Consider the following 23,013-nt stretch of genomic DNA (forward strand, 5'->3'; position numbering starts at 1 on the left):
GTGAGCGACGAGCCGAACGCGCTGGCCGATGTGTGGACGGACGTCGTATCCGAGCTGACCATCGACGACGGAATGCTGACGAAGAGCCAGAAGGCATGGCTCGCGCTGGTCAAACCGATCACGCTCGCACAGGGATTCGCCCTGCTCTCGGTGCCGTCCACCCTCGCCCAGCAATCGATCGAACGCGATCTGCGCGAACCCATCCTCCGTACCCTCAACCGGCACCTTGGTCACCGGGTCGAGGGTCTCGGTGTGCGCGTCGAACCGCGGGAACGCGTGGACGACCCCGCCGAGGATCCCTACGCCGAACCCCGCGACACGTTGCCCCTCGAGGGTCTGCCGGAAGATGCACAGCCTGTGAATCCGCGCACGGCAGAGGCCCGCAGCCGTGACCCGCGCACGGCAGAGGCCCGCAGCCGTGATCTGCGTCGCGACCCTCCGATGCCCCGGGATGCCGCCGGCCCGCGGGACGGGGCTGTGGCCAGGGACGGCGTCGGGCCGATGGACGGGGGATTCACCCGGGACGGCATGCTTCCCGGTGAGGGTGCGGCCTATCGGCGACGCCTGATCTCCTCGCGCGAACACGACATGCTCGAGGCCGACCACGGCGAACTCGAGGAGGTCGACGACGACCGGGAGGCGATGACCGCCGTCCGCGAGTCGTGGCCGTCCTATTTCACCCAGCCCCCGCCGCCCGAGACGCCGCCCATCGGCAGCAGCAGCCTCAACGCGAAGTACACCTTCGACACCTTCGTGATCGGTGCCTCGAACCGGTTCGCGCACGCCGCGGCGGTGGCGATCGCGGAGGCACCGGCACGGGCCTACAACCCGCTGTTCATCTGGGGTGCCTCGGGTCTGGGGAAGACCCACCTGCTGCACGCCGCCGGCCACTATGCACAGCGACTCTTCCCGGGCATGCGGGTGAAGTACGTCTCCACCGAGGAGTTCACGAACGACTTCATCAACAGCCTCCGCGACGACCGCAAGGTCGCGTTCAAGCGGCGCTACCGCGAGACCGACATCCTCCTCGTCGACGACATCCAGTTCATCGAGGGCAAGGAAGGTATCCAGGAGGAGTTCTTCCACACTTTCAACACCCTCCACAACGCCAACAAGCAGATCGTCGTCTCGTCCGACCGGCCGCCGAAGCAGCTCGCGACGCTCGAGGAACGACTGCGGACCCGGTTCGAGTGGGGGCTGATCACAGACGTCCAGCCTCCCGAACTCGAGACGCGCATCGCGATCCTGTCGAAGAAGGCACGCATGGACGGCCTGAACGTGCCGCACGACGTGCTCGAGCTGATCGCGAGCCGGATCGAACGCAACATCCGCGAACTCGAGGGTGCCCTGATCCGTGTGACGGCCTTCGCGTCGCTCAACAGGCAGCCGCTCGATCTCACCCTCGCCGAGGTCGTGTTGCGTGATCTGATGCCGGATTCCTCGGCTCTCGAGATCAATGCCGCCACGATCATGGCCGTGACCGCGGAGTACTTCGGAACGTCGATCGACGACCTGTGCGGGCCCGGGAAGGCACGGCCGCTGGCGCAGGCCCGCCAGATCGCGATGTATCTGTGCCGCGAGCTCACCGACCTGTCGCTGCCGAAGATCGGGCAGACCTTCGGTCGCGACCACACCACAGTCATGTATGCGGACAAGAAGATTCGCAAGGAGATGACCGAGCGCCGCAAGGTCTACGACCAGGTGCAGGAGCTCACCGCGCGTATCAAGCAGCGGTCCAAGCGCTGATTCCTCGAGCCTCGAGTTTCCATCCACAGGGAGCGTCCACAGGGCGCTCCCTGTCCCGTATCTCGAGAAATTTCCGGTCCTCACACCTGTGGACAAGGGTGTGCAGAACGTGGGATCTTTGTGGACGAACGGTGGACAAAGAATGAACAGTCTCGAGGAATCCACATTCGTCCTCGAGAACTCCTCGAGTTCATCCTCGAGTTCGACCCCCTCGAGAACGTCGCCCCACCAGCCTAGACGGTCGTTCGTCCACAGATTCCACAGGCCCTATTACTACTTCTGTGAGTTCTCTTCAGAAATCTTCTTTCAAAACAGGTGTGTGGAGAGCGTCGGTCCACAGGCCCTCGAGTGAGGCTCACGCCTCGAGCCTCCCGGCTTTCCAAGCAGCGAGGGAAGGCATAACGTGGACCCGCATCCCCCGGCTCCGCCTCATCGGTGTCGGGGTTCTGTGACAGACTTCGTAGACTTGTCGAGACCACGATCGAAGGGATCCACCGGGCGATGGAGCTGGGAAGTATGAAGTTTCGTGTGCCTCGCGAGGACTTCGCTGATTCCGTTGCATGGGTTGCCCGAAGCCTTCCGTCGCGACCCCCCGTTCCCGTCCTGGGCGGTGTCCTGCTCGGAGCCGACGAACGCGGGCTGACGGTCTCGGGCTTCGACTACGAGGTATCCGCGCAGGTCCACGTCTCGGCCGAGGTCATCACCCCCGGTCAGGTGCTGGTGTCCGGCAAGCTGCTCGCCGACATCACCCGCGCGTTGCCCCACAAGCCTGTGGATGTCGTGCTCGACGGCACCCGCGTGCTCATCACGTGCGGTAGCGCGAAGTTCTCGCTCCCCACCATGCCTGTGGAGGACTACCCGCAGCTGCCCGAGCTCCCGCAGCAGACCGGTGCGCTCTCCGGCGATCTGTTCGCCGAGGCCATCAGCCAGGTCGCCGTCGCCGCCGGCAAGGACGACACGCTCCCCATGCTCACGGGCATCCGGGTGGAGATCGAGGGCACCGACATGGTGCTCGCGGCCACCGACCGTTTCCGTCTCGCAGTGCGCAAGCTCGAGTGGATGCCCACCGCAGAGTCCACCAGCTCGGCCGTGCTCGTGCCTGCCAAGACCCTCTCCGAGGCCGCGAAAACTGTTGGCGGGTCGTCCAACTCCCCGGTCCAGCTCGCTCTCGGCAGCGGGTCGTCGGTGGGCGCCGAGGGCCTGCTCGGCATCGTCGCCGAAGGTCGCCGCACCACCACGCGCCTGCTCGACGCCGAATTCCCCAAGTTCCGCCAGTTGCTCCCCAACGAGCACACCGCGATGGCGACCGTCGAGATCGCACCGCTGGTCGACGCGATCAAGCGTGTCGCGCTGGTCGCCGAGCGCGGTGCCCAGGTCCGACTCGAGTTCACCGAGGGCAGCGTGATGCTGTCCGCCGGTGGCGACGACGCCGGCCGCGCCGAGGAATCGCATCCCGCGGAGTTCTTCGGTGAGCCGCTGATCATCGCGTTCAACCCGGGCTACCTGCTCGACGGCCTGACGTCGCTGCACACCGACAAGGTCTCGTTCGGGTTCACCACCTCGAGTCGTCCGGCCGTGCTGCGACCGGCACTCGACGAGGAGCCCGTGCCGGATTCCTCGGGTACGTTCGCCGCTCCGGACAGCGATTACACCTATCTGCTGATGCCGGTGCGCCTGCCGGGCTGACCGGCCCCGAGACTGGACCCCCGTGTACGTTCGCACCTTTTCGCTGCGCGACTTCCGTTCGTGGAGAACGGTTTCCGCCGACCTCACTCCGGGGGCGACGGTCTTCGTCGGGCGCAACGGACACGGGAAGACCAACCTGCTCGAGGCCCTCGGATATCTGTCGACACTGTCGTCGCACCGGGTGTCCTCCGACGGCCCGCTGCTGCGCGCCGGCACGTCGCGGGCGTTCGCCGGGGCGCTGGTCGTCAACAACGGTCGTGAGCTCGGTATCGACATCGAGATCAACGAGGGCAAGCAGAACCGGGCGCGGATCAACCAGTCGCCGGCCCGGCGTCCTCGAGAGATCCTCGGCATCCTCCGCACGGTGCTCTTCGCACCGGAGGATCTGTCGCTCGTGCGCGGCGACCCGGGCGACCGCCGACGGTTCCTCGACGAGCTGCTCAGCACGCGTTTCCCGCGGATGAGTGGGGTGCGGGCCGACTACGACAAGGTGCTGCGCCAACGGTCCGCCCTGCTCAAGACCGCCGGGGGAGCACTGCGGCGGGGGAGCCGCTCGAGCGACGGGGCGAGCGCTCTGGCGACCCTCGACGTGTGGGACGGCCATCTCGCGGCCCACGGAGCCGAACTGCTCGCCGCACGCATCGCGTTGCTGCACGAACTGGCCCCGCACGTGTCCGAGGCGTACCGGTCGATCGTGCCCGAGTCGCGTCCGGCGAGCCTCCGTTATCGCAGCAGTCTGGCCGACGCGCTGCCGCCGGAATTCTCCGATCCGGCTCGCGTGCCGGCGCCGGACGACCGGGAGTTTCTCGAGACCGTCTTCCTCCACCGCCTCGCGGAGGTGCGGTCGAAGGAGATCGAACGCGGCGTCTGCCTCGTCGGACCCCACCGCGACGATCTCGACCTGATGCTCGGTGCCGAGCCTGCGAAAGGCTATGCGAGCCACGGCGAATCGTGGTCGTTCGCGCTCGCGCTGCGGCTCGGGGCGTTCGCCCTGCTGCGCACCGACGGTACCGATCCGGTCCTCATGCTCGACGACGTCTTCGCCGAACTCGACCGACGACGCCGATCCGCCCTCGCGGAGGTCGCCACGACGGCCGAACAGGTGCTGATCACGGCGGCCGTGCCGGAGGACGTGCCGGCCGAGCTGAACGGCGCCCGGTTCCCCGTGCATGCCGAGGACACCGAAGAAGGTCGTATCTCTGTGCTGGGATCGGTGCAACGGGAGACGGACCCGATCACCGGGGAGGTCGGATGAACGACGAACAAGCAGGTCCCGAACGCGGTGCCGGACCGGAGCGCGGCGCGGACGAGCCGGAGCTGAAGGGCATCGATCTGGCCCGTCGCGCGCTCGAGGAGGCTCGAGCTGCCGCGAAGGCGAGCGGCAAGGCCGTCGGCCAGGGACGCGCGTCGCGCGGGCCGCTGCGCCCGAAACGCCGACGTCGCGGCTGGTCGGGGCCGGGGCCGGACGACCGCGATCCCCAGACCCTCGGTTCGCTCGCGCAGTCGCTGTCCAAGCAACGGGGCTGGTCGGCGCACGTGTCCGAGGGCACCGTCATGGGGAGCTGGGCGCGGGTCGTCGGCGACGACATCGCGAGCCATGCCCAGCCGACCACGCTGCGCGACGGGATCCTGCACGTCTCGGCCGAGTCGACGGCCTGGGCGACCCAGCTGCGGATGATGCAATCGCAGATCCTTGCCAAGATCGCCGCGGCCGTGGGGCACGGGGTGGTCAAGGAACTGCGGATCACCGGCCCGACGGCTCCGAGCTGGCGGAAGGGCGAACGCCACATCCGAGGCCGCGGACCGCGCGACACCTACGGGTGATCCCGGACTCGCTCCCCGGCCGTACGAGGGGCGAAAATCGAAGCGTGTAGGAAATCACGCTGTTCGGGGCGCAAAGGGGCCGCTACGGGGACGTCAGCGGTGCGGAACGCCCGCTTTCGTGTCCACTCCGGCACAAGGCTCACGGGCACGTAGGATGGACAGGAATGCGTCGCGCGCGTGCGCGGGGCCGATCGGAGAAGGAGAGCTACCCACCCGTGGCTGCCCAGAAGTCGAACAACAACAAGAATGAGTACGGTGCGTCGTCCATCACCGTCCTCGAGGGTCTCGAGGCGGTGCGCAAGCGCCCCGGTATGTACATCGGTTCCACCGGAGAGCGTGGCCTGCACCACCTGATCTGGGAGGTCGTCGACAACTCGGTCGACGAGGCCATGGCCGGTTACGCGTCGAAGGTCGAGGTCACCCTCCTCGCCGACGGTGGTGTCCAGGTCGTCGACGACGGTCGCGGTATCCCGGTCGGTATGCACGCCTCCGGCGCCCCCACGGTCGAGGTCGTCCTCACCCAGCTGCACGCCGGCGGCAAGTTCGACTCCGATGCCTACGCCGTCTCGGGCGGTCTGCACGGTGTCGGTATCTCCGTGGTGAACGCCCTGTCCACGACCCTCGAGGTCGAGATCGACAACGACGGCTACCACTGGGAGCAGACGTACACCGCCTCGAAGCCGGGCGAGCTCGTCCGCGGAGAGGCCACCAAGCGGACCGGTACCACCGTCCGCTTCTGGCCGGACCCGGAGATCTTCGAGACCACGACTTTCAACTTCGAGACCGTCGCGCGTCGCCTGCAGGAGATGGCGTTCCTCAACAAGGGACTGACCATCACCCTCACCGACGAGCGGGTCGCTCCCGAAGAGGTCACCGACGAGGACGTCCCGGAGACCGCCGAGGCGCCGAAGACCGCCGAGGACCAGGCCGTCGAGGCCACCGAGCCCGAGGCGCACAAGGTCAAGGTCCGTACCTACCACTACCCGGGTGGTCTCGAGGACTACGTGCGCCACATCAACCGTACGAAGTCGCCGATCCACAACTCCGTCGTCGGGTTCACCGCCAAGGGCACCGGCCACGAACTCGAGGTCGCGATGCAGTGGAACTCGGGTTACTCCGAGTCCGTCCACACCTTCGCCAACACCATCAACACCCACGAGGGCGGTACGCACGAGGAAGGCTTCCGTGCGGCGCTGACCACGGTCGTCAACCGCTACGCGAAGGACAAGAAGCTCCTCAAGGACAAGGACCCGAATCTCACGGGCGACGACATCCGTGAGGGTCTCGCGGCGATCATCTCCGTCAAGGTCGGTGAGCCGCAGTTCGAGGGCCAGACGAAGACCAAGCTCGGCAACACCGAGGTGAAGTCCTTCGTGCAGAAGGCGTGCAACGAGCACATCTCGCACTGGTTCGAGGCCAACCCGGCCGACGCGAAGACGATCGTCACCAAGGCCGTGTCGTCGGCGCACGCGCGTGTCGCCGCTCGTAAGGCGCGCGAGCTCGTCCGCCGCAAGAGCGCGACCGACATCGGTGGTCTACCCGGCAAGCTCGCTGACTGCCGGTCGAAGGACCCGAGCAAGTGCGAGATCTACATCGTGGAGGGCGACTCCGCGGGTGGCTCCGCCAAGTCGGGTCGCGACTCGATGTACCAGGCGATCCTTCCGCTGCGCGGCAAGATCATCAACGTCGAGAAGGCCCGCATCGACAAGGTCCTCAAGAACGCCGAGGTCCAGTCGATCATCACGGCGTTCGGTACCGGCATCCACGAGGAATTCGACATCTCGAAGCTGCGGTACCACAAGATCGTCCTGATGGCCGACGCCGACGTCGACGGTCAGCACATCGCGACGCTGCTGCTCACGCTGCTCTTCCGCTTCATGCGGCCGCTGGTCGAGGAAGGCCACGTCTTCCTGGCGCAGCCGCCGCTGTACAAGCTCAAGTGGCAGCGCAGCGAGCCGGAGTTCGCATACTCCGACCGCGAGCGCGACGCCCTGCTCGAGGCGGGTCTGAAGGCCGGCAAGAGGATCAACAAGGACGACGGCATCCAGCGCTACAAGGGCCTCGGTGAGATGAACGCCAAGGAGCTGTGGGAGACCACCATGGATCCGAGCGTCCGCATCCTGCGTCAGGTGACCCTCGACGACGCCGCTGCCGCCGACGAGCTGTTCAGCGTCCTGATGGGTGAGGACGTCGCGGCACGACGCAGCTTCATCACCCGTAACGCGAAGGACGTCCGCTTCCTCGACGTCTGATCGCCATCGGCTCCGCTCGATGCGGAGACCGAATCTGCATCCGAACCCCCGCTGTGCCGTAAATCACAGCGGGGGTTCGCATGTCGTGCACCGGGAATATGGAAGGGCGGTTAGCCTTCTTCGTTACTCGTGAGTACACTCCAGTCGGCCATCTGTACGTGTGGCTGCCGAAGAGGGGGCCGGGGCAGCGCGGGGGTGCGGGAAGGACTCACTCTTCCGTATCCGCTGTATGTCCCGATATGGTGCCCTCACCCGAAACGTCTCGTTCGACTGCACTCGATCGAAAAGGCGCTCATAAGGAGTGCAGTGCCGACTGGTGCTCGTCGCCCGGCGCGGACGGGGTGGAAGGAGAGCTGTAATCCATGAGTGACAAGTCGCCGCCCCAGCAGCGGTGGTGGAACATCGAGGGGTGGGGTCTTCGCAGGAAGGTCACCGCAGTTCTCGCTGTCCCCGTGACCGTGGCAATGGTCCTCGGTGGTCTTCGTGTCGAGAACGAGCTCAGCAACGCCGTCCACTTCTCGTCCGCGGCCGACCAGGTCGCGGCCGTGCCGGACATCGTCGAGTTCTCGACGGCGTTCGCCACCGCCACCGCGAGTGCCGCCGCCGGGACGGTGACTCCCGAGGAGATGGCGGCGCTCGGCGACTCCTTCGGAACCATCGCCTCCGTCACGGAGAATCCCGAACTCGATCCGGCGGTCACCGCCGACCTGAGCCGTACTGCTGCCTCCGCGCAGTCGCTCTACACGAAACTGCAGGCCGGGCCCGTTCCGGTCGAAGAGATCAGCGCCGTCACCAACGAGGTTCGTGACAGCCTGAACCGCATCGTCGAAGCGATCCTCGACGAGGTCGACGACCGCGAGATCCTCATCTACGGCGACCAGCTGATCAACGCCTGGTACTCGCAGCGCTATCTGTTCGGTCAGGTGCTCGGTGTGCTCCAGCTCCTCGCCGACCCGACCAAGCCGGGCACCGCGCTGGTGTCCGCCTCCGGCGCCGAGCTCGCGATGCTCGACCTGCTCGCCCGCTCCTACCCGATGGCCGATCAGCAGATCGCCGAACTGCGGGCCGGCGTCCAGGAACGTGCCGACATGGTCGACGCGGCCGGTTCCGGTCCGCTCCCGATCCTCAACATCCGCGCGTCGCTGCTCAACAGTGTCGACATCTACGGCACCATCATCGACGAAGCGTCGTCGCAGGTCAGCACCACGATCCAGGACCGCGCCGCGGAAACCCGCTCGGCCGCTCTCCGCGACACCGCGATCGTGCTCGCAGCCCTGCTCGCGGCCCTCGTGCTCGCACTGCTCGTGTCCCGCTCACTGGTCGGCCCGATCCGCCGCCTGCGTTACGGCACGCTGAAGGTCGCGCGGCAGGAGCTGCCCGAGGCCATCGACCGCATCAAGGTCGGCGACAACATCGAGGACATCGAGTTCACCCGGGTCCCGGTGCACACCACCGAGGAGATCGGTCAGCTCGCCCGCGCCGTCGACGACATGCACGGGCAGGCACTGCGCCTCGCCGGCGAGCAGGCGCACCTCCGCCTGCAGATCAGCGACATGTTCGAGACACTCGCACGTCGCTCCAAGTCGCTCGTCGAGCAGCAGCTCGGCCTCATCGAACGACTCGAGTACGAGGAGAAGGATCCGGCCCGACTCGAGAGCCTGTTCCGCCTCGACCACCTCGCCGCGCGTATGCGCCGGAACGGCGACAACCTGCTGATTCTCTCCGGTACCCGCATGCGCCGCGGTCACTCCGCGCCCGTGCAGCTCGGCGACATCCTGCGCGCTGCGATGTCGGAGGTCGAGGACTACCAGCGCGTGCAGATCGGTTCGACTCCCGACGGTGCCCTCAGCGGCGCGGTCGCGACCGACATCGTGCATCTGCTCGCCGAGCTGGTCGACAACTCGCTGCGCGCGTCGCCGCCCGACAGCAACGTCACCTTCAGCTTCGCGCGTGCCGTCGACGGCGGCCTGCTCGTCGAGATCGCCGACCGCGGTATCGGTATCCCGGCCGACGAACTCGAGTCCATCAACCAGCGTCTCGCCAAGGGCGGCGAGGTCGGTCCCGACACCGCACGCCACATGGGTCTGTTCGTGGTCTCGCGACTGGCCGAGCGGCACGGTCTCACCGTGCGCCTGCGCCCGACCTTCGACACCGCACGCAACCCGGGTATCACCGCGAGCGTCCACATCCCGGACGTCCTGCTGGTCTCCCCGTTGGCTTTGTCGCACACCGGTCCTCAGTCCCGCATCGAGATCGAGGCGGAGGAGTACTCGGCACCGCAGGCGCTCTCGGCGCCCGTCGTCCAGCAGGGTCTGCCCGCGGCCGACGACCGGCACGAGTACGCGTCCTCGCAGCAGGTCGACTCCGCCGACGATGTCCGTGCGGACGAGTCCGACGATGCCTACGACAACGGCTACGCGAACAACGGCTACGCCGACGATGTCGACGAGACCGCTTCCGCCGCACGGGATGCGGAGCCGTCCTACGAGGACGAGCATCGCGACGAGCCGCAGCGCGAGGCGGGACGGAACGAGTTCTCCCCGTCCGCGGCGTCTTTCCAGGCGCCGCCGCCCCGCGAGCCGCAGGGACAGCCGCCGCGCGACAATCAGGCACCGTCGCCGCGCGACAATCAGGCACCGTCGCCGCGCGACAATCAGGCACCGCCGGTATCCCGCGAATTCGGCCCGTCGGGTCTTCCGCAGCGTCGCCCGGGTGGAACTCCGGGTCTGCCCACGCGTCAGCCGGGCGAGACGCCGGGTCTCCCGACTCCACCCCGGTCGCCGCAGCCGCGCCGGATCGAGCCGGACGCCGCAGCAGCCTTCGCGTCGTCGCTGCCTCCGCGCGGTCCTCGTCGCGGGCCGGACGAGACCAACGGTCACCCGTTCGACGGCCGCAACGGCGACGGCCGCAACGGTGCCGGGCCGCGACCCGACGCCGATCGGTCTCGCCGGGAAGGGCTTTCGGGTCTTCCGCAGCGTCGTCCCGGTGCCACACCGGGTCTGTCACCGACGGAATCCCAGCAGTCGCAGTCGCAGTCCTTGCCGGTCCGTGAGCCCCAGCAGGGCTCGGCGCATCGTGCACCCGCCCCGCAGCAGCGACCCGCGTCCCCCGGTCTTCCTCAGCGTCGGCCGGGCGCGACTCCCGGCCTGCCGGGACGGGCTTCCGGATCGTCCCCGTCCGTTCCGCAGAACCGGCCGCAGCAGCCGTCGGCGGGACCGCTCGCAGGTGGCGACTCCGCGGGCCGGCCGGACGCACCGAACCGTCCCGACCTGCCCCAGCCCGCCCCCGCGCCGGACGCACAGCGCGCCCCTGCGCAGGACGCGGACCGTCCACAGCAGGAACCCTCGTCGGGTCTTCCGCAGCGCCGTCCGGGCAGCACGCCCGGTCTGCCGCGTCGTCAGCCGGGCAGCACGCCGGGGCTTCCTCAGCGGCCGGCTGCGTCGACCAACGGTTCCGAACCCGATTCGGCTGCAGCGGTCTCCGGTCCGAGCCTCGCCGACGGTGGCTCCGTCTCGCCGCACAGCGACGCGCAGCAGGCGGCCCGCCATCGCTACCGGACCAACTCGGCGAAGACGGCATCGTTCTTCCAGCCGCGGTCCGACCTTGCGTCGGCCCGTCCGCAGCCGGCGAACACCCCGATCTTCACCACGATGATGTCGGACTGGCTCGTCGACCCGACGAGCCTTCCGGAGGACCGCAGGAAGCGGGAGTGGCGCTCCGCGGCGGACGCGGGTTGGGAAGCCGCACAGCGTGCTACCGAGGCCCCCGTGGAGGAACACACCACCGCGGGTCTTCCGCGGCGCGCTCCCGGCGAGCGTCTGGTGCCGGGTGCCGTCCGGGCACCGGCAACGGGTGAGCTGCCGAGGACCATTCGACGCCGAGACCCGGAAGCCATCCGGGCCAACTTGAGCCGCCATCAGCAGGGTGTCCGCAACGGACGCGCCTCGGCGAATTCCAGCAATCGCGAGAACGACGAACAGGGAGTTCGATGAATATTGATCATGGATCCGACGCAGCTCGTCCATTGGACTGGTTGGTTTCCAACTTCGCGCGCGAAGTCCCGGGTGTCTCGCATGCCGTGCTCGTGTCCGCCGACGGTCTGCTCATGGCCGCCAGCGCCCACCTCCCGGTGGATCGTGCCGAGCAGCTCGCTGCGGTGACCTCTGGCCTGGCCAGCCTGTCCAACGGTGTGTCGCAGCTGTTCGACGGCGGGGGTGTGCTGCAGTCCGTCGTGGAGATGCAGCACGGCTACCTGCTGCTGATGAGCGTCGGCGACGGCTCGCACCTGGCGGCTCTGACCGCCTCCGAGTGCGACATCGGACAGGTCGGTTACGAGATGGCGCTCCTGGTCGATCGAGTGGGTGCTTCGGTCGAAGCCACCCCGCGGGTCGGTCTAGGGTCCTGACGTCGAGGTGGCCATGGAATCGCGGAAGCCGGAGTCGGTGCCGGACCAGCCCAGTCTGGTCCGGCCCTACTCCCTGACTTCGGGACGTACGAGTCCTGCGGTCGAACTGGCGTTGGAGGCGCTCATCCAGGCCATTCCGGGAACCGACGATCGGTCCCGGGATCTGGACAACATCAACGCCACGATCCTGGAGCTGTGCAAGGAATCACCCTCCGTCGCAGAGATCGCCGCGCGCGTGGGGGTGCCGATCGGTGTGGCACGCGTGCTCGTCGCCGATCTCGTCGAAGCCGGACACGTACAGATCCTGGCCACGCTGAAAGACGATTCGAGCGACGCGGAGCGTCGTGAGCTGATTGAAAGGGTCCTCAGTGGACTTCGCGAACTCTAACGCCACGAAGCGCGTGACCTCGACCAAGATCGTGATCGCCGGAGGCTTCGGTGTCGGTAAGACGACTCTGGTCGGGGCGGTGTCGGAAATCGTGCCGCTTCGTACCGAGGCGCTCGTGACGAACGCCAGCGACGGCGTCGACAACCTCTCTGCGACACCGCAGAAGGCGACCACCACGGTCGCCATGGACTTCGGTCGTATCAGTCTGGCCGACGACCTCGTCCTCTACCTGTTCGGCACGCCCGGACAGCACCGCTTCTGGTTCATGTGGGACGACCTGATCCGCGGCGCCATCGGTGCCATCGTGCTGATCGATACGCGCCGCCTGGACGAGAGCTTCGCCGCCGTCGACTTCTTCGAGGCGCGCAATCTCCCGTTCATCGTCGCCATCAACGAATTCGACGATGCTCCCCGGTACCCGCTCGAGGACATCCGTCAGGCGATGGCGATCTCGGCGGATGTGCCGATCGTGTCGATCGATGCGCGAGCACGTGAGTCGGCAAAGCAGGCTCTGGTCACCGTCACCGAATACGCTCTGCGGAAGCTGCACCAGCCGGTGACCCAGTAATGGGGGAGGGCCTCGAACTCTTCACGATGGGCTCGTGGGTCACGGTCCTTGCCTATCTGACCTCGGCGGTCGGGGTGTTCGTCGGTGTCACCGGTGCTCGACGGGTCCGCACCACCTCCAGCGACCGGTTGCATTCGTACTGGATGATTCTCGCTGCTCTGGTGAGCGGTGGCGTGGGTGTCTGGCTCGCCATGTTCCTGCCGATGGCGGGCTTCAACGTCGAGGACAGCGTGGTGCGGTTCGACACCGTCACCATCGTGTTCTCGATGCTCGTCGCGCTGGTGTCGGTGTACGTGGCGCTGCTCGTCGCGATTCCGAACAACGCTCCCACCACTCTCGCCCGGACGGTCACGGGTGCTCTCGTGCTGGGCGCCGGCCTCGCGGGCGTGCCGTTCTCGGTCCTCGCAGCGGTGCGGATCCAGGGATCGCTGACCTTCGATCCCCTCTGGGGCGCCGCAGCGGTGGGGCTGGCGACCGCGACGGCCGTGGGCTTCCTGGCCCAGGTGAAGACCGCAGACACGTGGCCCAAGCGCCTGCTGAGCAGCGCGTTGGCCGGCGCCGCCGTGATCGCGGTGCACTTCCTCGCTGCCGCGTCGGTCCGTGTGGAGATCGACCCTGCCGTGGTGGTCTCCGGTGGGATCGAGGTCTTCTCGATTCTCTTCCCGCTCTTCGTCGTCGGCCTGTTACTGCTGGCCGTTCCGATCGTCCTGGTGCTCCAGGCCCCGGATCGTCTTGCGGCGGAACTGGAAGAGGAATCCGAGCGGTGGGCGGCGGACGGCCCGGCAGAACCCGTCGACGGTCGGATCTTCTGAATATCGTCCGAAAATGTTGTAAGTCAACACATCTGGTTGAAATCCCGGAAGTGGAGTAGTCTTCTGCGCAGCGTCGGGGGTCGCTGTCGGTCTACTCGGCACGACACGGACCGATGCGCCGTGCGTGCCGCTTCCTGGGGGCAACATGTCGCACGAGGTTCACCATTTCTCCATGGGCGGTTGGCTTTTCGCCCTTGCCTACATCACGTCCGCGGTCGGGTGCTATGCCGGTCTGTCCTGCGCGCGCAAGGCTGCGAACGCATGGACGTCGGTCGCCCGGACCCGATGGACACTCATGGCAGCCCTGTCCATCGGGGGCGTCGGAATCTGGTTGATGCACTTCATCGGGATGATGGGCTTCGATGTACCCGGTTCCGCGATCCGTTACGACCTCGGACTGACGCTGCTGTCGGTCGCGCTCGCCGTGACGGCCACACTGTTCGGATTGCGGATCCTCGACACCGACCTGCAGTGGATCCGCGGGCTGCCGTCGGATGTCCGGCTCCTCGTCGGTGGTGTGATCATGGGCTTCGCCGTCGCCGGCATGCATTACAGCGGTATGGCCGCGGTACGGATCCAGGGCGAACTCGAGCAGGGACGGTCGTACGTCGCAGCGTCCGTGGCGATCGGTGTCGTCGCGTCGATCGTCGCGTTGTGGCTGTCGCGGGTCGCGAAACGGCCGGCCGTGCGGATCCCGGCCGCCGCCGTCATGGGATGCGCCGTGGTGGCACTGCACTACACGGGCATGGCCGGGATCGCGGTGACCGTCGATCCGTCCGCTCCGAATCCGGAGGGGATGACCATCATGACCCTGCTGTTCCCCGGATTCATCATCGGTGTCGCGCTGCTCGCGGTGCCGGTCGTAGCTCTGATGGCATCGGCGAGCACACAGGACCTCGAGCAGGAGCGGGAGGTGGCGACCTGGCTCGGTGGGGACGGCCCCGAGACGGCCTCCCGTCCCTACGGACGACATGTGAAACGGTGATGTGATGTGAACGCCCACAGTGCGATAAGGTCGCTTACGCTGCTGGAAAGTCGGGGTGCAGCCCGCATCGGGTAGGTCGTGGCGCGTGCCCTCCGAGCGCGGAGGTGACAGCGCGCCGCTGTGAGGACCTCACGTGTCGCACGACGTACACCATTTCTCCATGGGGATGTGGGTATTCTTCCTCTCCTACGCCACCGCTGTGATGGGTTCCTTCGTCGGATTGTCCTGTGTCCGGCGGTCGCTCGAAGAGCCGCGGCGCAGTGGTAACTGGTGGCTCCTCATGGCGTCGTTGTCCATCGGCGGCGTGGGCATCTGGCTCATGCACTTCATCGGCATGATGGGCTTCTCCGTGCCGGGTACGACCATCCGATACGAACTGGCGCCGACGGTCTTCTCCGTCGTGCTCGCCGTCGTCGCGACCCTCGTGGGTCTGCGGATCGCCGACGTGCACGACGTCAGCAAGCACCGCATTCCCGAATCGGTGCGGTTGCTCATCGGCGGTCTGCTGATGGGCGCGGCCGTGAGCATGATGCACTACAGCGGAATGTTCGCCATCCGCATCCGCGGCACGATCGAACACGAGACGGGGTACGTCATCGCGTCGGTGATCATCGGCGTCGTCGCCTCCACCGCCGCGCTCGCGCTGGCCCGCCGCGCGCGGCGTCTCGAGATCCGCGTCGTTGCGGCCTTCGTCATGGGATGCGCGGTCGTGGCGCTGCACTACACCGGCATGGCCGGCGTGCGGGTCACCCTCGATCCGAGCATGCCCGCGCCCGAAGGCATGACCGTGATGTCGCTGCTGTTCCCGGCGTTCGTGCTCGGCATCATCGTCCTGGCCGTGCCGATCACCGCGCTGCTGCTCGCCTCCGACCCGGAGGACGCCGTGCGCGACGCTCGGCTCGAACAGTGGGCGTCGGAGGTCGAACGGCAGGTGGACCGCGACCCGGTCACCGGATCCCACATGTGAGAGCTCGGTTCCGGACGGATCTCGGCATGTGAAGTGCCTGTCCTTCTCGGCATCGGCTGACCTGCACCTATAGACTCGTGTGGTTGCGAGACGTCCGTCGGGCCGAAGGCCGGAGCCGGGCGTGCGAGCCGAGTAGAAGAAGGAGCTCATGACCGACACCACGTTGCCTCCGGAGGGGCCGGGGCACGACCGCATCGAGCCCGTCGACATCCAGCAGGAGATGCAGAGCAGCTACATCGATTACGCGATGAGCGTGATCGTGGGCCGAGCTCTGCCCGACGTGCGTGACGGTCTCAAACCGGTACATCGTCGCGTGCTCTACGCGATGTTCGACAACGGCTTCCGCCCCGATCGCGGGTACGTGAAGTCGGCGCGCGCGGTCGCCGAGACCATGGGCAACTACCACCCGCACGGCGACGCGTCGATCTACGACACGCTCGTGCGTCTGGCACAGCCGTGGTCGATGCGCTATCCGCTCGTCGACGGCCAGGGCAACTTCGGTTCCCGCGGCAACGACGGCGCCGCCGCCATGCGGTACACCGAGTGCCGGCTCACGCCGCTCGCGATGGAGATGCTGCGGGAGATCGACCACGAGACGGTCGATTTCCAGCCGAACTACGACGGCCGCACGCAGGAACCGACGGTTCTCCCCAGCCGTATCCCCAACCTGTTGATCAACGGTTCGGGCGGTATCGCGGTCGGTATGGCCACCAACATCCCGCCGCACAATCTCGGCGAGGTGGCGGAAGCCATCTACTGGGCGCTCGAGAACTTCGAGGCCGACGAGGAGACCACCCTCGCCGCGGTCATGGAACGGATCAAGGGACCGGACTTCCCGACCGCCGGCCTGATCACGGGCACGCAGGGCATCCACGATGCCTACACGACCGGTCGCGGATCGGTGAAGATGCGCGGCGTCGTGGAGATCGAAGAGGACTCCAAGGGCCGCACCAGCATCGTCATCACCGAGCTGCCCTACATGGTCAACCCGGACAACCTCATCACGTCGATCGCCGAGCAGGTCCGCGACGGCAAGATCGCGGGCATCTCCGACATCCACGACGAGTCGTCCGACCGCGTGGGCATGCGCATCGTCGTCACCGTCCGCCGCGACGCGGTGGCCAAGGTGGTTCTCAACAACCTCTACAAGCACACGCAGCTGCAGACGAGCTTCGGCTGCAACATGCTGTCGATCGTCGACGGGGTGCCGCGCACGCTGCGCCTCGACCAGATGATCCGGTTGTACGTCAACCACCAGATCGAGGTCATCGTCCGGCGTACGCGGTACCTGCTGCGCAAGGCCGAGGAACGCGCCCACATCCTGCGCGGCCTGGTCAAGGCCCTCGACGCGCTCGACGAGGTCATCGCGCTCATCCGCGCGTCGCAGACCGTCGACATCGCGCGCGCCGGCCTGATCGAGCTGCTCACGGTCGACGAGATCCAGGCCGACGCCATCCTGGCGATGCAGCTGCGTCGCCTGGCTGCCCTCGAGCGTCAGAAGATCGTCGACGACCTCGCCGAGATCGAGCGCGAGATCGAGGACTACAAGGACATCCTGGCCCGTCCGGAGCGGCAGCGCGCCATCGTCCGCGACGAGCTGAAGGAGATCGTCGACAAGTACGGCGACGAGCGTCGCACGCGGCTCGTCGCGGCCGACGGCGATGTCAACGACGAGGACCTCATCGCACGCGAGGACGTCGTCGTCACCATCACCGAGACCGGCTACGCCAAGCGCACGCGCACCGACCTCTACCGCTCGCAGAAGCGCGGCGGCAAGGGCGTCAAGGGTGCCGAGCTCAAGCAGGACGACATCGTCAAGCACTTCTTCGTGACGTCCACGCACGACTGGCTGCTGTTCTTCACCACCAAGGGCCGCGTCTACCGCGCGAAGGCGTACGAGCTGCCCGAGGCGAACCGCACGGCGCGCGGTCAGCACGTCGCGAACCTGCTGGCCTTCCAGCCCGACGAGCGCATCCAGGGCGTCATCCGCCTCAAGACCTACGAGGACGCTCCCTACCTGGTGCTCGCGACCCGCAACGGCCTGGTCAAGAAGTCGCGCCTGTCGGACTTCGACTCCAACCGTTCGGGTGGCATCGTCGCGATCAACCTGCGCGGCGACGACGAGCTCGTCGGCGCGGTGCTGTGCTCCGCCGAGGACGATCTGCTGCTCGTCTCGCAGCAGGGCCAGTCGATCCGATTCTCGGCCACCGACGAGGCCCTGCGTCCGATGGGCCGCGCGACCTCCGGTGTGCAGGGCATGCGATTCAACGGCGAGGACAAGCTGCTCTCGCTCAACGTCGTCAAGGAGGGCACCTACCTGCTGGTCGCGACCTCTGGTGGTTACGCCAAGCGCACCCCGATGGAGGACTACCCGGTCCAGGGTCGCGGCGGTAAGGGTGTTCTGACCATCCAGTACGACCGTAAGCGTGGCAACCTGGTCGGGGCGCGCATCGTCGAGGACGACGACGAGTTGTACGCCATCACCTCGAGCGGCGGTGTCATCCGCACTGCGGCGAAGCAGGTGCGCAAGGCAGGCCGTCAGACCAAGGGCGTGCGGCTCATGAACCTGGCCGAGGGCGATACATTGCTCGCGATCGCGCGCAACGCCGACGAGCCGGACGAAGCCGACGCAGCCGGAGCTAAGGAGTCGTAAGTGAGCACTCCCCAGGGACCGAACGGGGCCGATCGCGGGCAACCCGGTCGGAAGCCGGAGGACCGTACAGAGAACGAGGTGAAGTCCGAGAACAAGGGCACACAGCAGGGCCCGGCCTCGGAGCAGAAACCGGCGCCGGAGAACCGGCCGTCGCAGGCGTCCCCGGCACAGCCTTCGAAGGCTCCTGGGGCACCGGCGCAGGGCTCGTCCGCTCCCGCAGCGGGAGCAGCGGACCCGGCACCCGTGCAGGGTTCGGCCGACCAGCAGCCGGCAGCAGGCCGGAAGGCCGCCGAGACGACAGCGAAGGCGCAGGACACGCCCGCTCAGGACGGCTCCCAGAAGTCCGGTGGTGCCTCCGCGGACGGTAAGAACGGGTCGGCTGCGGCCGATCAGCCGGCCACAGGTCAGCAGCGCACCGCACAGATGCCCCGCTCCGGCGGCCCGACCCCTCCCTGGCAGCGGGGAGCGGCGTCGGCGCAGTCGGGCTCTCCGCAGAACGCTCCGCAGACGAACGTTCCGGGTGTGGGTCCGGGTCTGTCCAAGCAGAGTGGAACGCCTCAGCGCCCCGCTGCGGCCTCGGCCAAGGGCTCTGCGGCCGGAGGTCCGGCGCCGTCGACGCGTCCCGTCGTGACCGGCACAGCGGCTCCCAAGGCCGCAGGAGGAGCTCGCCCGGCCGGTGGCGGAGACGCCGCGCGCGGGGCGGGCGACCGGGCTGCTGCGGCGAAGGCGAAGTCCGCGGTCATCGACGGTCCGACGCGGCACATCGAACGCAAGGATCTCGCCAAGGACCTGCCGGATCTGTCCGCGGTGAAGCATCCGTCGACCGGTTCGCCGAGCACGGGGGAGACCCCGCAGGTGAGCGCTCCCACCACCACCGCGGTTCCCACGGCGATCCCCGCCGCCGGACCGCTGCGGGCCACCGTGCAGATCCGCCGTATCGACCCCTGGTCCATGCTGAAGATCTCGTCGGTGATCTCGGTGTCGTTGTTCTTCGTGTGGATGATCGCGGTCGGCCTGCTCTACGGCGTGCTGGCCGGGATGGGGGTGTGGGAACGCCTCAACAGTGCGTTCACCGACATCGTTTCCGACGCCGGTAGCGGTGCGCTCGTCTCGGCCGGTCAGGTGTTCGGCTACGCGACGATCATCGGCATCGCCAACACGGTGTTGCTGACGGCTCTCGCGACCCTCGGTGCGTTCATCTACAACCTCTGCACCGATCTCGTGGGCGGCGTCCAGGCCACCCTCGCCGACCCGGATTGACCTGCAGGAACGCTGCCCCGCCGAGGCGATTTGTTTCCGGCGGCCCCGGTGGGGTAGTGTTCCATCTCGGTTCGAGGGCCTATAGCTCAGGCGGTTAGAGCGCTTCGCTGATAACGAAGAGGTCGGAGGTTCAAGTCCTCCTAGGCCCACTCCCGTGCCGAAAGGGTGATCGGAATGAGGGTTCTCGCACTCGTGGGAACCGGGATTCTGATCGTTCTCGGAATCGCTCGCATGCTTCGGAGCGAAGACGAATGGCACGCGGTTCCCAGTCGCTGACGCGGCGGACGGGGCCTTAGCTCAGTTGGTAGAGCGCTGCCTTTGCAAGGCAGATGTCAGGAGTTCGAATCTCCTAGGCTCCACAAGAAAATATCGAGGTAGAGGGCGTTTTCCGGGATTTCGGAAGACGCCCTCTTCTCGTTCTGCCCACTTTTTGCCCACATCCGCACCAGAGATGGTCGGGGAACGCGCGGTGGACCGCACGGTCTTTGTCGCCTAGGGATACCGCCTCCATACAGATCTTTTGGCCGCCGCGAACCGAGTCAGTACTTCAACTCGAATCGATCTGTACTGACGTAGTCGGCTGGTTCCAAGATCACCGTGCCGGACGTGCCCTGCTGGGGAACCACGAAGCTCGCCCTGTAGATCGAGTTCGTTTCCCAACTATCAAGATCTGCCCCGTCTTCTTCGACGCTGAGGCAGTACGAGGCATCTTCGTCCATCCCCGCTTCGTCGATTACCACACCGTCATCCCCTCGTACCTTCCAAAGGAACGGGTCGAAGATCGATGTGTAGTCCTCTGGAACGGTTTCGCCGGTGCGAACTGTCAGATCAACTCGCAGAAATTGCTTGTCGAGCGGACCGTCATATGCCGCGCCAGTGCATTCGGCCCCGCTAAGGGGGAGGAACGAGTCCACGGTGAACACGAGCTCCACGCCGTTGCTCAAGGTGAGTGTGTTGGGCTGGCCGACGACCACTTCTGTCGCGCGTGGCGGCAGCTGCGTGGTTGTGGTGGGTGGGCTTCCGCTAGGCGGCGGAAATGGTTCGACATCCGGTGACTGGTCGTCGCCACAAGCCACGAGTCCGAGGACGGCTATGGGGAGGACGATGAGGGCGGTGATGTGTTTGTGCATTGAACTGACGTTTCTCGAATGGCTGCATGTGCAGCCTGCTATCGAAGGCGAACGAGCCGAGCGGTAGCCAGCTGATATGTCCTTGTGTGGATCCTGGCCTCGCTGTAGATGGTCTCCGTCGTCTTCTCACTGTCGACGGCACTCGATCTCGAGTGCGTACTTATATGATCGCCATGGCAGTGAAGAACGTCACAGCTCGTCTTGGACGTTATGCAACGTGTAATCGGGCCAGCTTGTCGAGGCTTTCCGCCACCATGCCGAGGTCATCGTCAAACAGGTGCCCATACCGGTCGAGAGTCGGCGCAGCACTCGCGTGCCCGAGCATGCGTTGAAGCGTCTTGATGTTCGCGCCGGCTGTGATTGCCAGCGAGGCCGCAGTGTGCCGGAGTTCGTGCGGAGTGAGTCCTTCCGGAACGCCGGAAGCCTTCACAGCTTTGTCCCACCACCGTCGACGGACATTGTTCGCCCGGAGGTACCCCCCGCGGCTGGCAGGGAAGACCAGAGCATCCTCTGGCCTGCCCTTCAGCCGGTCGTGCAGCATCGCAAGGAGGAAGCCCGGTACGGGTACATCGCGGGCCTGATTGGACTTTGTTCCGGAGACGACGATTCTCGAGTCGACGACTGTCACAGATCGGTGGATACGCATCCTGCGGCGTTCGAAGTTCACATCCGAGACGGTGAGTGCTGCCGCCTCACCGAAGCGCAGACCACAGTAGGCGAGGACATAGACGAACAGTGCGTTCTCCCCGGCAGCCTTCGCCAACTGCGAGACCTGCTCGGCGGTGAGGTAGCGCCGTTCCTCGTGATGGATGCGAGGAAGGTCGAGTCCGGTTGCTGGGCTGGTGACGATTCTTGAGTCCTTGACCGCCTGGTCGAGGATCTGAGAAACAACGCTGACGTTCTTGCGGACCGTCGCTGCCGAGCTGGTCGCTGCCATGGTCGAAATCCACTCGCGCAGGTGCTTGCGCGTGACTCGCGCGATGGGGACGCGCCCGAAGGTCGGCAGGATATGCACGTCCAACGCTGACCGGTATCTCGCAGCGGTCGAAGCGGACAGATTCACCTTCGCAGCCATCCACTGCTCTGCGATCTCTCCGAATGTCACTCTCCCAGCCGAGGGAGGAACGTAGGAACCGGTCAGCTTCTGTACCTCAACGGTTGCGGCGAACGCTTCGGCGTCCCGCTTGGTCTTGAATCCTCGCTTGTCCGTCTGGCGACGATCCGGCGTGCGATAGCGGACACGGTAGCGACGTCCCGCTTTCGTCTCGTACGGTTCAATGGTCGCCATCGCTGGCCCGGTCGCCGATCCTTACGTTCGGATCCTTCGTCCAGTCCTGCATTTCCGGCGATGCGTTCGTCTTGAAGGCTGCTTCTGCGTACTCGGCGCGCTGGCTTTCAGGAACATGGTCGGGGACATCGGCATAGATGATCGGCGCGGACCCCTCGGCCCACATCCAGATGTCCATAGCCGATCTGGTTCCTGCCCCGGTCACCGTCACCAAATGCGAGGGATCCTTCGTCGGAGGCAGCAACAACGCGTTGGGGTGGACGCCCAACGCAAGGGCCAGCGCCACGAGGTCATCGGCGTCCACACGTCGCTCCTCATTCTCGATCTTGCGGAGGCCGAGGGTCGGGATGGGCCGATCGAGTTCTTCGAGTTTTGCCGCCAGCTCGGTGTAGGCCAGACCGTGTCTGGTGCGTAGACGTCGCACGTTGGCGGCCACTGTTCGACCTGTCGGCCCGAGGGGATTCTTCTTCTGCGGCGCGGTCATGGACGAAGGATAAACGATCATTTCGATTGTTGGAAGATCTTCTTGACACTTGATGTATCGACATGCACTCTCATTGTGTAGCGATCGAAATGATCGCTACACGATCGAAAGGATTCATATGACTGTCCGCGGAAGCTCGCCCTTCGGCACCCCGCATGAGGTTGCCGAATACATGCGCACCACAGTTGGGTCACTCGCGACCCAGCGCTACAAGGGCACTGGCCCCAAGTTCGTGAAGGTCGACGGAAAGCGGGTGCTCTACCGCTGGACCGATGTCGACGAGTACATCGAATCCCGGTTGATGACTCGTACCGACGACCAGCCTGGTGTTGCGTAAGTGCAGAAACAACGACGCCGCCGTGGGGGAGCCGCCACTCCTGATTCCCACTGACGGCGTCGTAATGCAACCGAAAGGAGGTGTGCGGTGAGTGAGTCTATCCACAGCCCTGTGGGGATGGAAGCACCTTCCGTGCGTATGCCTCTGCTCGACCTGTCGATCCGTAGTCCTTTGAGCGACGTCTGAATTCGGCGTGCAGTAGGCGGTTCGACTGGTGCTGTATCGAGG

General features: G+C 66.4%; 18 protein-coding genes and 2 tRNA genes. 17 read left to right on the plus strand and 3 right to left on the minus strand.

Features of this window, described 5'->3' with window-relative positions; all coding sequences use genetic code 11:
- The first annotated feature begins 72 nt into the window (after positions 1-72).
- The 16 genes from dnaA (at position 73) to LPH33_RS00080 (ending at position 19,905) form a co-directional block, all read left to right on the plus strand.
- Positions 73-1,746, plus strand: coding sequence for a chromosomal replication initiator protein DnaA (dnaA, locus tag LPH33_RS00005; protein ID WP_420714507.1), 1,674 nt, complete (start codon positions 73-75; stop codon positions 1,744-1,746).
- Between the two features lie 501 nt (positions 1,747-2,247).
- Entirely contained in the window at positions 2,248-3,432 is a 1,185-nt protein-coding gene (gene dnaN / locus LPH33_RS00010) for a DNA polymerase III subunit beta (RefSeq protein ID WP_026060921.1), read from the plus strand.
- A gap of 22 nt (positions 3,433-3,454) precedes the next feature.
- The gene (recF, locus tag LPH33_RS00015) at positions 3,455-4,687 is read left to right on the plus strand and encodes a DNA replication/repair protein RecF (protein ID WP_229566619.1); all 1,233 of its coding nucleotides are present in this window, start codon (positions 3,455-3,457) and stop codon (positions 4,685-4,687) included.
- Positions 4,684-5,256, plus strand: coding sequence for a DUF721 family protein (locus LPH33_RS00020; RefSeq protein WP_060652413.1), 573 nt, complete (start codon positions 4,684-4,686; stop codon positions 5,254-5,256). The genes recF and LPH33_RS00020 overlap by 4 nt, the downstream gene beginning before the upstream one ends.
- 215 nt (positions 5,257-5,471) lie before the next feature.
- Positions 5,472-7,508, plus strand: coding sequence for a DNA topoisomerase (ATP-hydrolyzing) subunit B (gene gyrB / locus LPH33_RS00025; RefSeq protein WP_229566620.1), 2,037 nt, complete (start codon positions 5,472-5,474; stop codon positions 7,506-7,508).
- A 362-nt stretch (positions 7,509-7,870) separates the two neighbouring features.
- Positions 7,871-11,500 (plus strand): ATP-binding protein, encoded by a 3,630-nt coding sequence (locus LPH33_RS00030; protein WP_229566621.1) that lies wholly within the window; start codon positions 7,871-7,873, stop codon positions 11,498-11,500.
- Complete coding sequence (locus LPH33_RS00035; protein ID WP_006550917.1) at positions 11,497-11,913, plus strand: roadblock/LC7 domain-containing protein; 417 nt, start codon at positions 11,497-11,499, stop codon at positions 11,911-11,913. Before LPH33_RS00030 ends, LPH33_RS00035 begins: the two co-directional genes overlap by 4 nt.
- A gap of 13 nt (positions 11,914-11,926) precedes the next feature.
- Positions 11,927-12,301 (plus strand): DUF742 domain-containing protein, encoded by a 375-nt coding sequence (locus LPH33_RS00040; RefSeq protein WP_006550918.1) that lies wholly within the window; start codon positions 11,927-11,929, stop codon positions 12,299-12,301.
- Between the two features lie 13 nt (positions 12,302-12,314).
- Positions 12,315-12,869, plus strand: coding sequence for a GTP-binding protein (locus tag LPH33_RS00045; protein WP_016691076.1), 555 nt, complete (start codon positions 12,315-12,317; stop codon positions 12,867-12,869).
- The gene (locus LPH33_RS00050) at positions 12,869-13,681 is read left to right on the plus strand and encodes an MHYT domain-containing protein (protein ID WP_229566622.1); all 813 of its coding nucleotides are present in this window, start codon (positions 12,869-12,871) and stop codon (positions 13,679-13,681) included. The genes LPH33_RS00045 and LPH33_RS00050 overlap by 1 nt, the downstream gene beginning before the upstream one ends.
- A 145-nt stretch (positions 13,682-13,826) precedes the next feature.
- A complete protein-coding gene (locus LPH33_RS00055; RefSeq protein ID WP_420714468.1) occupies positions 13,827-14,666 on the plus strand; it encodes an MHYT domain-containing protein in 840 nt (279 codons plus the stop codon).
- 160 nt (positions 14,667-14,826) lie between these two features.
- Positions 14,827-15,633, plus strand: coding sequence for an MHYT domain-containing protein (locus LPH33_RS00060; RefSeq protein WP_229566624.1), 807 nt, complete (start codon positions 14,827-14,829; stop codon positions 15,631-15,633).
- 148 nt (positions 15,634-15,781) lie between these two features.
- Positions 15,782-18,286, plus strand: coding sequence for a DNA gyrase subunit A (gyrA, locus tag LPH33_RS00065; protein ID WP_229566625.1), 2,505 nt, complete (start codon positions 15,782-15,784; stop codon positions 18,284-18,286).
- Positions 18,287-19,546 (plus strand): DUF3566 domain-containing protein, encoded by a 1,260-nt coding sequence (locus LPH33_RS00070; protein WP_229566627.1) that lies wholly within the window; start codon positions 18,287-18,289, stop codon positions 19,544-19,546.
- Positions 19,547-19,621: 75 nt separating this feature from the next.
- Positions 19,622-19,695 (plus strand) — tRNA-Ile (locus tag LPH33_RS00075).
- 137 nt (positions 19,696-19,832) lie between these two features.
- Positions 19,833-19,905: transfer RNA gene (locus LPH33_RS00080), tRNA-Ala, on the plus strand.
- Between the two features lie 180 nt (positions 19,906-20,085).
- Here the strand turns inward: LPH33_RS00080 and LPH33_RS00085 are convergent.
- From LPH33_RS00085 to LPH33_RS00095, 3 genes are all read right to left on the minus strand, one after another.
- Entirely contained in the window at positions 20,086-20,676 is a 591-nt protein-coding gene (locus tag LPH33_RS00085) for a hypothetical protein (RefSeq protein WP_229566629.1), read from the minus strand.
- A gap of 208 nt (positions 20,677-20,884) precedes the next feature.
- Positions 20,885-21,964 (minus strand): site-specific integrase, encoded by a 1,080-nt coding sequence (locus LPH33_RS00090; protein WP_229566631.1) that lies wholly within the window; start codon positions 21,962-21,964, stop codon positions 20,885-20,887.
- Positions 21,951-22,448: a helix-turn-helix domain-containing protein gene (locus LPH33_RS00095; RefSeq protein ID WP_229566632.1), complete on the minus strand. Its 498-nt coding sequence runs from the start codon at positions 22,446-22,448 to the stop codon at positions 21,951-21,953. The genes LPH33_RS00090 and LPH33_RS00095 overlap by 14 nt, the downstream gene beginning before the upstream one ends.
- A 172-nt stretch (positions 22,449-22,620) precedes the next feature.
- On the opposite strand from LPH33_RS00095, the gene LPH33_RS00100 reads away from it, so the two are divergent.
- The gene (locus tag LPH33_RS00100) at positions 22,621-22,785 is read left to right on the plus strand and encodes a DNA-binding protein (protein WP_324256224.1); all 165 of its coding nucleotides are present in this window, start codon (positions 22,621-22,623) and stop codon (positions 22,783-22,785) included.
- Positions 22,786-23,013 lie beyond the last annotated feature (228 nt).

Source organism: Rhodococcus sp. RDE2 (assembly GCF_020885655.1).
Lineage (GTDB): Bacteria > Actinomycetota > Actinomycetes > Mycobacteriales > Mycobacteriaceae > Rhodococcus > Rhodococcus pyridinivorans.

Excerpts from the sequence above, each read along its gene's own strand:
- dnaA (WP_420714507.1), top strand. The coding sequence starts at position 73 with ATGCTGACGAAGAGCCAGAAGGCATGGCTCGCGCTGGTCAAACCGATC.
- LPH33_RS00035 (WP_006550917.1), top strand. The coding sequence starts at position 11,497 with ATGAATATTGATCATGGATCCGACGCAGCTCGTCCATTGGACTGGTTG.
- LPH33_RS00040 (WP_006550918.1), top strand. The coding sequence starts at position 11,927 with ATGGAATCGCGGAAGCCGGAGTCGGTGCCGGACCAGCCCAGTCTGGTC.
- gyrA (WP_229566625.1), top strand. The coding sequence starts at position 15,782 with ATGACCGACACCACGTTGCCTCCGGAGGGGCCGGGGCACGACCGCATC.
- LPH33_RS00090 (WP_229566631.1), bottom strand. The coding sequence starts at position 21,964 with ATGGCGACCATTGAACCGTACGAGACGAAAGCGGGACGTCGCTACCGT.
- LPH33_RS00095 (WP_229566632.1), bottom strand. The coding sequence starts at position 22,448 with ATGACCGCGCCGCAGAAGAAGAATCCCCTCGGGCCGACAGGTCGAACA.
- LPH33_RS00060 (WP_229566624.1), top strand. The coding sequence starts at position 14,827 with ATGGGGATGTGGGTATTCTTCCTCTCCTACGCCACCGCTGTGATGGGT.
- dnaN (WP_026060921.1), top strand. The coding sequence starts at position 2,248 with ATGGAGCTGGGAAGTATGAAGTTTCGTGTGCCTCGCGAGGACTTCGCT.
- LPH33_RS00050 (WP_229566622.1), top strand. The coding sequence starts at position 12,869 with ATGGGGGAGGGCCTCGAACTCTTCACGATGGGCTCGTGGGTCACGGTC.
- LPH33_RS00020 (WP_060652413.1), top strand. The coding sequence starts at position 4,684 with ATGAACGACGAACAAGCAGGTCCCGAACGCGGTGCCGGACCGGAGCGC.
- LPH33_RS00055 (WP_420714468.1), top strand. The coding sequence starts at position 13,827 with ATGTCGCACGAGGTTCACCATTTCTCCATGGGCGGTTGGCTTTTCGCC.
- LPH33_RS00030 (WP_229566621.1), top strand. The coding sequence starts at position 7,871 with ATGAGTGACAAGTCGCCGCCCCAGCAGCGGTGGTGGAACATCGAGGGG.
- LPH33_RS00100 (WP_324256224.1), top strand. The coding sequence starts at position 22,621 with ATGCGCACCACAGTTGGGTCACTCGCGACCCAGCGCTACAAGGGCACT.
- LPH33_RS00085 (WP_229566629.1), bottom strand. The coding sequence starts at position 20,676 with ATGCACAAACACATCACCGCCCTCATCGTCCTCCCCATAGCCGTCCTC.